This window comes from Methylophilus sp. 42 (assembly GCF_000384155.1).
Lineage (GTDB): Bacteria > Pseudomonadota > Gammaproteobacteria > Burkholderiales > Methylophilaceae > Methylophilus.
Genome location: NZ_KB913031.1, coordinates 2,957,581 through 2,968,340, shown reverse-complemented (window position 1 = coordinate 2,968,340; position 10,760 = coordinate 2,957,581). Strand labels below are relative to the sequence as shown.

At 50.4% G+C, this 10,760-nt stretch carries 9 protein-coding genes; 8 read left to right on the top strand and 1 reads right to left on the bottom strand.

Going from position 1 to position 10,760, the window contains the following annotated elements:
* Positions 1 to 608: 608 nt before the first annotated feature.
* From rimP to MET42_RS0114245, 8 genes are all read left to right on the top strand, one after another.
* Positions 609 to 1,097 (top strand): ribosome maturation factor RimP, encoded by a 489-nt coding sequence (rimP, locus tag MET42_RS0114280; RefSeq protein WP_019883794.1) that lies wholly within the window; start codon positions 609 to 611, stop codon positions 1,095 to 1,097.
* Between the two features lie 39 nt (positions 1,098 to 1,136).
* Entirely contained in the window at positions 1,137 to 2,603 is a 1,467-nt protein-coding gene (gene nusA, locus MET42_RS0114275) for a transcription termination factor NusA (RefSeq protein WP_019883793.1), read from the top strand.
* A 67-nt stretch (positions 2,604 to 2,670) separates the two neighbouring features.
* Positions 2,671 to 5,367 (top strand): translation initiation factor IF-2, encoded by a 2,697-nt coding sequence (gene infB / locus MET42_RS0114270; RefSeq protein ID WP_019883792.1) that lies wholly within the window; start codon positions 2,671 to 2,673, stop codon positions 5,365 to 5,367.
* Complete coding sequence (rbfA, locus tag MET42_RS0114265; RefSeq protein WP_019883791.1) at positions 5,367 to 5,723, top strand: 30S ribosome-binding factor RbfA; 357 nt, start codon at positions 5,367 to 5,369, stop codon at positions 5,721 to 5,723. The genes infB and rbfA overlap by 1 nt, the downstream gene beginning before the upstream one ends.
* 18 nt (positions 5,724 to 5,741) lie before the next feature.
* Positions 5,742 to 6,641 carry a tRNA pseudouridine(55) synthase TruB gene (truB, locus tag MET42_RS0114260; protein WP_019883790.1) on the top strand — a complete coding sequence of 300 codons (900 nt, stop codon included), beginning with the start codon at positions 5,742 to 5,744 and terminating at the stop codon, positions 6,639 to 6,641.
* Positions 6,642 to 6,761: 120 nt separating this feature from the next.
* Positions 6,762 to 7,763 (top strand): histone deacetylase, encoded by a 1,002-nt coding sequence (locus MET42_RS0114255; RefSeq protein ID WP_232411639.1) that lies wholly within the window; start codon positions 6,762 to 6,764, stop codon positions 7,761 to 7,763.
* A 48-nt stretch (positions 7,764 to 7,811) separates the two neighbouring features.
* On the top strand, positions 7,812 to 8,126 hold the full coding sequence (locus MET42_RS0114250; RefSeq protein ID WP_019883788.1) for a hypothetical protein: 315 nt from the start codon (positions 7,812 to 7,814) through the stop codon (positions 8,124 to 8,126).
* Between the two features lie 99 nt (positions 8,127 to 8,225).
* Positions 8,226 to 10,253 (top strand): TonB-dependent receptor, encoded by a 2,028-nt coding sequence (locus tag MET42_RS0114245; protein ID WP_019883787.1) that lies wholly within the window; start codon positions 8,226 to 8,228, stop codon positions 10,251 to 10,253.
* A gap of 70 nt (positions 10,254 to 10,323) precedes the next feature.
* Here the strand turns inward: MET42_RS0114245 and MET42_RS0114240 are convergent, their stop codons facing one another.
* A complete protein-coding gene (locus MET42_RS0114240) occupies positions 10,324 to 10,719 on the bottom strand; it encodes a diacylglycerol kinase (protein WP_019883786.1) in 396 nt (131 codons plus the stop codon).
* Positions 10,720 to 10,760 lie beyond the last annotated feature (41 nt).

Genomic DNA, 10,760 nt, shown 5'->3' with positions numbered 1-10,760 from the left:
GAACCACCCCTTCCCATCTCGAACAGGGCCGTGAAACGAACTTGCGCCAATGATAGTGTACTCTTCGTATGCGAAAGTAGGTCATCCCCAAGCTCCTATTCTAAAAAGGCCTCAACACTCGCGTGTTGAGGCCTTTTTTATTGCTTCAAAATATCTGAAGGCGATGCATCGCATAGTCACATCGGTAGATACAACGCAGGCAGAGATTCCGCTTGTAAAAAACTGCTCATTTTGGAAATCAATACTTTGCATTTTGCGGGCAGAAAAAAACCCGGTGCAAGCACCGGGTTAAAGTCTATTTAGATATGCTCAAAATAGACTGCCATGAAATCTGTACTGCTTATTGTTTGCACCGCTTGGGCGGTTGTTAATTAGAGTCTTCTCCCTCGTTTTAAGCATAGTAAAAGACTCGCGGGCCGCTGTCATTGACCCAAGTGGGCTATTAAAAAATGAGGGTGAATTCCTGGTGATTTGCTGCGTTACGTTGACTGCTGGGCATCGCATGTCCAGCTTTGAATTTAAAAGGAAATTTGGTATAATCGAAATGATAGATGGGCGTTACGCCCATTTTTTGTTTTCGGACGTAACGTTTTGAATTAAGGGCGCGTATGCAAAACCTGCATTCGGTGGTTGAAAAGACGGTTACCCAGTTGGGGTATGAGTTGGTTGATTTTGAAACAGCCAATCGTGGCAAGTTGCTGCGCGTGTTTATCGACAAACTCACGCCGAAAGACAATAAAGACAGCGTGACGATTGATGATTGCGTGTTGGTCAGCAATCAGCTCGGTAATGTATTGACTGTCGAGCTGGATATTGATTATGACCGTCTTGAAGTGTCCTCTGCCGGTTTGGATCGAGTGTTGAGCAAAGAGACGGATTTTGTGCGCTTTGCCGGTGAGCGTGCGCAAATCAAATTGCGCATTGGTATTCAGGACGATGGCCCTAAAGCGACAAAAACCAGCCTGCCAAGAAAAACATTTCTGGGGCTGTTGCAAGGGGTCGAAGAAGGCAAAGTAGTAGTTGAGTGCGATGGCTGGATTTATAGATTGTCGCTGGATAATATTGATAAGGCTCGTTTGAGCCCTGTCTTTGATTAATTTGTTATAGCTAATCCGTACGGTGAGTTGGAGATTACGATGAGTCGTGAATTATTGTTGTTGGTTGATGCCCTTGCACACGAAAAAAATGTGGATAAAGAGGTGATTTTTACTGCCTTGGAACTGGCATTGGCTTCGGCAACGAAAAAGAACCATGAAGAAGGTGCTGATATCCGCGTGGAAATTGATCGCGAAACCGGTGAGTACGCAACCTTTAGACGTTGGCAATATGTGGAATACGACCTGCTGGAAAGCTCTGCTTACCAATTCGATGAAGAGGATGAGCGTGCAGCCAGCAGACAGATTGGTGATTACTACGAAGAGCCATTAGAGTCGATCTCCTTTGGCCGTATTGGGGCACAAGCTGCCAAGCAAGTGATTTTGCAGAAAGTGCGCGAAGCCGAGCGCGAACAAATGATTCAGGATTTCCTGGCCCGCGGTGAGAGCCTGGTGACTGGCGTGATCAAGCGTATGGAAAAAGGCAATGCGATCATTGAAGTCGGTCGTATTGAGTGCCTGTTACCTCGCGAAGCCATGATCCAGAAAGAAAACCTGCGTGTTGGTGACCGTGTGCGTGCTTATCTGTCTCGCGTTGATCGCGGTGGCCGTGGCCCGCAACTGATCTTGTCGCGTGTGGCGCCAGATTTCCTCAAGCGCTTGTTTGAGCTGGAAGTGCCGGAAATTGAAGAAGGTTTATTAGAGATTCGCTCTGCGGCACGTGACCCGGGCTTGCGCTCTAAAATTGCGGTTAAAACCAATGATCAACGCCTGGATCCAGTGGGTACTTGCGTTGGTATGCGTGGTTCACGCGTACAGGCCGTCACATCTGAACTCGGTGGCGAACGTGTAGATATCGTGTTATGGAGCATGGATCCGGCGCAGTTTGTGATCAATGCACTGGCCCCTGCTGAAGTGACCTCCATCGTGGTTGATGAAGATGCGCACAGCATGGATGTGGTTGTGAATGAAGAGCAGTTGGCCGTCGCCATTGGCCGTAACGGTCAAAACGTACGCCTGGCTTCAGAGTTAACCGGTTGGAATTTGAACATTCTGACTGAAGAAGCAGCTGCACAGAAGAGTCAGGATGAGTACGCTAAGATCAGCCAGCTGTTTATTGAAAAGCTGGACGTGGATGAAGAAGTGGCTGATATTCTGGTGCAAGAGGGCTTTAGCACGCTGGAAGAAATCGCTTATGTGCCATTGGCTGAAATGTCTGAAATCGAAGCATTTGATGAAGATACCATCAATGAGTTGCGCTCGCGTGCGCGTGCGGCTTTGCTGACAGAGGCCATTGCCAAAGAAGAGAAGGTCGAAGAAGACACCAACGACTTGATGACACTGGACGGCATGGATGCAGATACAGCCCACAAACTGGCTGCGAGCGAAATCCACACCAGTGAAGATCTGGCTGAGCTAGCCGTCGATGAGTTGGTCGAGTTGACAGGAATAGATGAAGAGCGTGCCAAGTCATTGATTATGACCGCACGTGCACCTTGGTTTAAGTAACCTATGCGGTTAAGACATCATGCATACATCTTAATTAAAAAATAAAGTAATTGAACTGGAGCAGTACATGGCACTTTCAACCGTCGCACAATTTGCCGCAGAGCTGGGTCTTCCAACGACTCTGCTCATCGAGCAACTGAAAAGCGCAGGCGTTAATAAAACGTCTGTGGATGATTTTTTGGAAGAAGGTGACAAGGCTGCCTTGCTGGATTACTTGCGTAAAGAGCATGGTGCGGCGAATGCCCCGAAAAATAAAATCACTTTAACCCGCAAACAAAACACCGAGATCAAAAAACTCGATAGTTCAGGTAAAGCACGCACCATTCAGGTAGAGGTACGCAAAAAACGCGTGCTGGAGCGCCCGGAGCTTGGCTATGACCAGCCGGTAGATGCTGCGTACGATGAAGCTGAAAGTGTTTTGCCTGAGGTGTTGGACGAGTTGCCACCAGAAATTGAGGAAGTGGTTGTCGAAGCGCCTGTGGTTGAAGAAGTGCCTGAAGTGTTACCAGAGCCGGAACCTGAGCCAGTTGAAGCGCCTGTTGCTGAAGCTGCGCCTGTGGCGGAAGCCCCGGTGGTCGTGAAAAAAGCGGCTGTGCTTTCTGCACAAGAAATTGCCTTGCGCGAGAATGAAGCTGTGCGCGCTGCCAAATTGGCGGCACTGCAAGCTGAGGATGTGAAGCGTAAGCAGGCATTGACCCTGCGTCGTGCTGAAGAAGAGGCCAAACGTCAGGCTGAAGCAGAAGCGGCTAAAAACAAACCGGCCGCGACCAAATTGTCCGAAGGTACGTTGCACAAGCCAGCCAATAAAGTCGCTGACAAGCCTGAAAGCAAAGACAAGAAAGCCAAGACCGATAACCGCGATTGGACTGACAACGAAAATAAAAAACGTGGCATTAAAACCCGTGGTGATGCCCCTGCTGGTGGCGCCCAAGGCTGGCGTACACCCAAAGGCAAGCACCACAAATCAAGCAAAGATGATCAGCACGCATTCAATGCGCCAACTGAGCCCTTGATCAAAGAAGTCATGGTGCCTGAAACGATTTCAGTGGCTGATTTGGCACATAAGATGTCAGTGAAGGCTGCCGAAGTGATTAAGGCCTTGATGAAAATGGGCATGATGGTGACCATCAACCAGGTCTTGGATCAAGACACCGCGATCATTCTGGTTGAAGAAATGGGCCATAAGGCACAAGCTGCCGCCGCTAACGATCCGGAAAGCTTCCTGGAAGAAACCGAAACGGTTGAAGCCGTGATGCAAGCGCGTCCACCTGTCGTTACCGTCATGGGTCACGTTGACCATGGTAAAACCTCGTTGCTGGACTATATTCGTCGCAGCCGTGTTGCATCTGGCGAAGCCGGTGGCATTACACAGCATATCGGCGCTTATCACGTAGAAACCCCGCGTGGCATGGTCACTTTCCTCGATACCCCGGGTCACGAGGCGTTTACCGCCATGCGTGCACGCGGCGCCAAAGCGACTGATATTGTGATTCTGGTGGTGTCTGCCGATGATGGCGTGATGCCACAAACGATTGAAGCGATTCACCATGCCAAGGCAGGTAACGTGCCTATCGTGGTCGCGATCAACAAGGTCGATAAACCAGAAGCGCAGCCTGAGCGTGTCAAAAGTGAACTGATTACGCATGAAGTGGTGCCGGAAGAATATGGTGGTGAAGCCATGTTCCGTGAAGTGTCCGCCAAAACTGGTAAAGGGATTGATGAGTTATTAGAAGCTGTATTGTTACAGGCTGAAGTGCTTGAATTGATGGCACCACAAAACACCCCGGCCACCGGCCTGGTGATTGAAGGTCGCCTGGATAAAGGCCGTGGCCCTGTGACTACCGTATTGGTACAGTCCGGCATATTACGTCGCGGCGATATGTTGCTGGCGGGTACTGCTTATGGTCGCGTACGTGCCATGTTGGATGAGAACGGCAATGATATTAAAGAAGCAGGTCCTTCTATTCCGGTAGAAGTGCTTGGTTTGTCTGATGTACCGAGTGCCGGTGAAGAGACCATTGTGTTGAATGACGAACGTAAGGCGCGTGAAATTGCATTGTTCCGTCAAGGCAAGTTCCGTGATGTGAAACTGGCTAAACAGCATGCAGCCAAGCTGGAAAATATTTTTGAAAATATGGGTGAAGGCGCAGTACAAACACTGAACCTGATTATCAAGTCAGACGTTCAGGGTTCTTTCGAAGCCTTGACCACCAGTTTGCAGAAACTGTCTACCAGCGAAGTGCGCGTCAATATTATTCACACTGCGGTGGGTGCGATCAGCGAATCTGATGTGAACCTGGCTGCGGCGTCCAAAGCGGTGTTGATCGGCTTTAACGTGCGTGCTGATGCCGGTGCCCGTAAGTTGGTCGAGAACCTGGATGTAGACTTGCGTTACTACAACATCATTTACGAAGCGGTCGATGAAATCAAGGCGGCCCTGGGCGGCATGTTGGCGCCTGAGCAGAAAGAGCAAATGATTGGTACGGTAGAAATCCGTGAGGTTTACCGTATCTCTAAAGTGGGTGCTGTGGCTGGTTGTTACGTACAGGATGGTATGGTTAAACGTAACTCCAAAGTACGCGTGTTGCGCAACAATGTGATTATTCACACGGGTGAGCTGGATTCGCTGAAACGCTTTAAAGATGACGTTAAAGAAGTCAAAAACAACTTCGAGTGCGGTCTCTCTCTCAAGAACTACAACGAGATCGAAGTGGGCGATATCCTGGAAGTCTACGAAGTCGTTGAAGTGGCTAGAACGCTGTAATGGCCAAGGCATTTTCCCGCAATGACAGAATCTCTGAGCAAATGCGCCGTGAACTGGCGGATTTGCTCATGTTCGAGGTCAAAGATCCGCGCGTGCAGATGGTCACTTTGACTGGCGTCGAGGTGACTGGTGACATGGCACACGCCAAGGTTTTTTATACGGCACAAAAAAATAGCAAAGGCTTGCAGGCTGGCCTGGAAAAAGCGGCTGGTTTCCTGCGTTCGCAATTGGGTAAGCGTATGATGATACGTACTGTGCCACAATTGCATTTTGTCTATGACGAATCCATAGACCGCGGTATGCATATGGACAAGCTGATCAATCAGGCTTTGTCCGATACGCCTCCGCAAGACTAATTTTTATCCTCTTCAGCTATGCAAATCAAACGCATTAAACGCGCCATCAGTGGCGTGTTATTGCTCGACAAGCCATATGGCTTTTCCTCCAACCAGGCCTTGCAAAAGGTCAAATGGTTATATCAGGCGCAAAAAGCCGGGCATACCGGCACGCTGGATCCTCTGGCAACCGGTGTCTTGCCGATTTGCCTGGGCGAGGCAACCAAGTTTGCACAGCATTTAACCGATGAAAATAAAACCTATGTCGCCACAGTCAAGTTTGGCGTCACCACAACGACTGGCGATAAAGAAGGCGATGTGATCAGCCAGGTCGATTGCCATATTACCCGTGAAAGTATTGAAGCCGTGTTGCCGCAGTTTATGGGTGAAATTACCCAGGTGCCGCCCATGTATTCGGCACTTAAAGTGAACGGTAAGCCTTTATATGAATACGCGCGCGATGGTGTCGAGCTGGAGCGTGCGCCACGCCAAGTGACTATTCATGCGCTACGCGTGCTGGGTTGTGCTGATAACAGTGCAGAGATTGAAGTGTGCTGCAGCAAGGGCACTTATATTCGCACCCTGGGTGAGGATATTGGTAAAGCCTTGCAGGCAGGGGCGCATTTAACGGCTTTACGCCGCACGGCGACCGCCACTTATCAAATTGCGCATACAGTGAGCATTGAAGCACTGGAGCAGATGACCGCTGAACAGCGTGATGCCTTGCTGCTGCCGGTAGATACGGCGATCACGGCTTTACCCAAAATCCTGCTGCAAGAAGATGCGGCTTATTATTTTAAACAGGGCAATCCGGTGTGGGTGTCAGGCAGTATTCCGGCAGGTGAGCTGCGCATTTACAGTGAAGCTGGCCTGTTTCTTGGCGTCGGCTTTCAGCAGCGTGATGGTCGCGTCGCGCCGAAGCGCGTCGTCAATCTATAAGCTGACCAGCTGACTTGCCACTGCCGCGGCAAGTTTCTACAATCATAGGCTTAGTCTATTGGGCCAATATCCATGAAGCGATGCCTTACTCCGCTTGTGTTGAGTCTCTTGCTGCCTTGTTTGCCTGCAGCCGTCGCGCAAGGTGACGTATCCGCCGTCCCGGCCAAGACGACCATTAGCATACTGTACGACACACGTTTTGAAGCCCATGATCCTGGGCCCGATCACCCGGAGCAAGCGCGCCGCATCAGTGCGATTGTGGCGCGATTGCAGCATAGTGCGTCATTGCGGCCGTTTTTACGCTGGCCTGCGTTTGCTGCGGCTACGCGCGAAGACTTATTGCGTGTGCATAGTGCCGCCTATCTGGATTTACTGGATGCCGAACAGGCTCGCGTCCATGCCGGAGCACATCAACTGCTTAGCACCGGTGACACAGTGATCTCACAGCATTCGGTAGCCGTGGCGGCATTGGCTTCCGGGGCGGGGATGGCTGGTATCGATGCGCTGATGACACAGAAGTCAGCGGCGGCATTTGCCCTAGTACGGCCGCCCGGGCATCATGCCACACGTGAGCGCGGCATGGGGTTTTGCCTGACCAATCATATCGCCGTCGCCGCGCGTTATGCGCAACAACGTTATGGCATTCAACGCATTTTAATTATTGATATCGACGTGCATCATGGCAATGGCACCCAGGAGATTTTTGAGGCAGATAACAGCGTTTTTTATTTCAGCGCCCATCAGCATCCTTTGTATCCCGGCAGTGGCCGTCCCTCTGAGCAAGGTATTGGAGCCGGGGTTGGTTATACGATGAATGTGGACGTGCCGCCGGGGAGTAACGAACACATTCTGTTGCATGCATTAGACCAGCAGTTGGCGCCTGCCATGCAGCAGTTCCGTCCGCAACTCATCCTGGTGTCGGCCGGACTGGATGCCCATGCGGGTGATCGTTTGGGCGCGTTGCAATATTCTGATGAAGGCTATGGCAGAATCGCTACCCGTATTAAACAGCTGGCGGATACCTACGCGCAAGGACGTATGCTGTGGATGCTGGAAGGCGGCTATGTGCCCGCGCAAAACGCCAATGCCGTGGAGTCTATCCTCGCGGCATGGCTGCATTAGGCGTGACCGTTCACTCAATTGTCATAAATATATGTTAATATATTCAATATGTTAAAGCGTTTTTATGTCTATTTCCTGTTGTCGGTGCTGTTTGCCATTGCGCAAACCGGCATTGCTACACACGAAATCAGCCATATCAAAGAGCTGACGCAACAGTCTCAGCCTGACAAAAAACAAGGCAATGAACCTTGTACTTTGTGTATCAGCCTGGCACATGCCGCAGCTGCGCTGACGCAAACGCCGCAGTGGAGTTTGCCTCCGCTCAACGGGTTTACGCCTCCAATCGCCGCGGTGTTCGCGGTCGTTACCACTTGCGTCGCCGTTTATTCTGCGCGCGCCCCGCCTTTCATTATTTCCGCCTGATATTAATCGCGCTCCTGGATTGGCATTAGCCATCTCTGGCGCTTATTTATTCTGAGTACAGTGCAACGCGCACTGTCTCTATCGTGTCTGGAAATAACAATGAATATGATCAACAGCATGGCGCCACATTCCTGGCGTCAAAAACCGCTATGGCTAGCGATGATGGCCGCATTAACCACCCCTGTCTTCGCTGCAGATAACACTTCAAACATCAATCTTGATCAAGTCCCGGTCACGGGTAATCCTTTAGGTGTCGCTTCTGATGATATGGTCGTCCCGGTGTCAGTGATTGGTGGTCGCGAATTAAGTTTGCGTCGCCAGGGCACATTGGGTGAAACGCTTAATGGCATTCCTGGCGTCACCTCGACCCAGTTTGGCCCCAATGCTTCACGCCCGATTATCCGTGGCATGGATGGCGAGCGTGTACGTATTATGCAAAACGGTGTGGGCGTGCTGGATGCGTCCTCCCTGAGTTTTGACCATGCTGTTGGTATTGATCCGCTGATTATTGAACAAATTGACGTAGTGCGCGGACCTGCGGCTTTGCTCTATGGCGGTAGCGCCATGGGTGGAGTGGTGAATGCGATTGACCACCGTATTCCCAAAGAGTCACTCGATGGCTATACCGGTCGTGCGGAAGCGCGGTTTGGTGGGCCGGACAATACCCGTAACGGGGCGGCAGTGATGGATGTCGGTAACGGCATATTCGCATTGCATGCAGATGTTTACAGCCGCGAAACCAGTGACCTGGAGATTCCTGGCTATGCGGTTTCAAAACGTAAAAGCCGGGCAGATGGCACGGCGCGGGATAGCAAAGGCAATGGCAAACTGAATAATAGCGATGCGCTCGCTAATGGCGGTGCATTAGGGGCGGCCTGGACCTTTGATACCGGTTACCTTGGCGTGTCTTATGCAGACTCCAATAATAACTATGGCACGGTGGCAGAAGACAATGTGCGCATTGACATGCAAAACAAACGCCTGGAGTTAGCGGGTGAGGTGCGTGATTTAAAAGGGCCATTACAAAAACTCAAGCTGCGTATGGCGCACACAGACTATCAGCACGTTGAACTGGAAGATGGCGTGGTTGGGACGACATTTAAGAATCGCGGCATGGAGGGTAGTCTAGAGGCGACGCATGCTCCACTAGGCAAGGTAAATGGTGTGTTGGGCTATCAGTTCCAGAATACCCGTTTTCAAGCCCTGGGCGAGGAGGCCTTTGTGCCTAGTGTTGTGACGCAGTCCCAAGCGTTATATGTTTATGAAGAGCTGCCTATTGATAAACACAAAATCACTTTTGGTGGGCGCCTTGGTGAGACGACAGTCAACTCCAGTGCAGATAGTACTTTCACGCAGGCATTTAATAATCGTTTTAATCCCAACAGCTTTGCATTGGGTGGTTTGTACACCATTGATGATGTGTGGAGCGTGACCGCCAATCTATCACATAACGAGCGTGCTCCCAGCTATTTTGAGCTTTATGCCAATGGTGAACATGTGGCCACTGGACAATTTGAGGTGGGTAATACCAACTTAAAGAAAGAAGAGTCAAATGGTATCGATGCGCAACTTAAGTGGAAAGCGAATGGGCATAGTATTACCTTAGGCGCTTATGCCACGCGCTTCCAGAATTTTATTGGTGTGTTTAATACAGGAACAACCGATCCAGGCTCAGGGTTGCCGATTGCAAACTTTCAGGCTGTTCCAGCCTTATTTAAAGGCGTGGAGCTGGAAGGCAAGTTTGCCTTGAATGATGAGTGGGCGCTGAAGTTGCGTGGGGACTATGTGCATGCCAAAGACACGCGCAATAATGACTATCTGCCGCGTATCTCACCTTTGCGCCTGGGTGGCGGCCTGGATTACCATCTGGGAGGCTGGAATGCGCGTCTAGATGTGTTGCATGCCTTTAAGCAAAACGATGTGGCTGAGAACGAGTTGAAAACCAACGGTTACACCAACCTGAGTGCTCTGGTTGCGTACAAGTTGCCTGTGAAATATCACGTCGAGTTATTTGCCAAGGCCAATAACCTGCTCAATGATGAGATCCGCGAACACGCATCTTTTCTCAAGGATATTTCGCCAGCAGGCGCACGGTCTATCCTGGTTGGTGCCAGGGCTGATTTCTAAGGTAAATTGATGAATAAAAAAGGTTGGCATTGCCAACCTTTTTTATTGGTGCACCTATTATTGAGTAACATTAAGCTAGCAGGATCAAGCCCCATACTACGCCCAAGTTAATCAGTGCCAGTAATACGGCCGCGCTGCCAATATCCTTGGCCCGTTTGGCCAATGCGTGGCGCTCAATGGACACACGATCAACCACGGCCTCCACGGCTGAGTTCAGTAACTCGACAATCATCACCAACAGCACGCTGCCGACCATCAGGATGCGGTGCAAGGCTTCTGCTTCGAGATAAAATGCCAGTGGAATCAATACCAGCGACAGCCAGACCTCCTGGCGGAAGGCATCTTCATGTTGGTAGGCGGCTTTAAAGCCATCCATGGAGTAGCCAAAAGCATTGATTAAGCGACGAAAACCAGTTTTGCCTTTAAAAGGGCTTTCCTGGTGGCTAGATGATTGATTGTTTTGCATGGATTATCTCTAAAATGCGACATCAGATTTTAACATGCGCT

Bases quoted from the DNA above. Each gene is read 5' to 3' on its own strand.
- rimP (WP_019883794.1), top strand. From the start codon at position 609: ATGCAAAACCTGCATTCGGTGGTTGAAAAGACGGTTACCCAGTTGGGG.
- nusA (WP_019883793.1), top strand. From the start codon at position 1,137: ATGAGTCGTGAATTATTGTTGTTGGTTGATGCCCTTGCACACGAAAAA.
- infB (WP_019883792.1), top strand. From the start codon at position 2,671: ATGGCACTTTCAACCGTCGCACAATTTGCCGCAGAGCTGGGTCTTCCA.
- rbfA (WP_019883791.1), top strand. From the start codon at position 5,367: ATGGCCAAGGCATTTTCCCGCAATGACAGAATCTCTGAGCAAATGCGC.
- truB (WP_019883790.1), top strand. From the start codon at position 5,742: ATGCAAATCAAACGCATTAAACGCGCCATCAGTGGCGTGTTATTGCTC.
- MET42_RS0114250 (WP_019883788.1), top strand. From the start codon at position 7,812: ATGTTAAAGCGTTTTTATGTCTATTTCCTGTTGTCGGTGCTGTTTGCC.
- MET42_RS0114245 (WP_019883787.1), top strand. From the start codon at position 8,226: ATGAATATGATCAACAGCATGGCGCCACATTCCTGGCGTCAAAAACCG.
- MET42_RS0114240 (WP_019883786.1), bottom strand. From the start codon at position 10,719: ATGCAAAACAATCAATCATCTAGCCACCAGGAAAGCCCTTTTAAAGGC.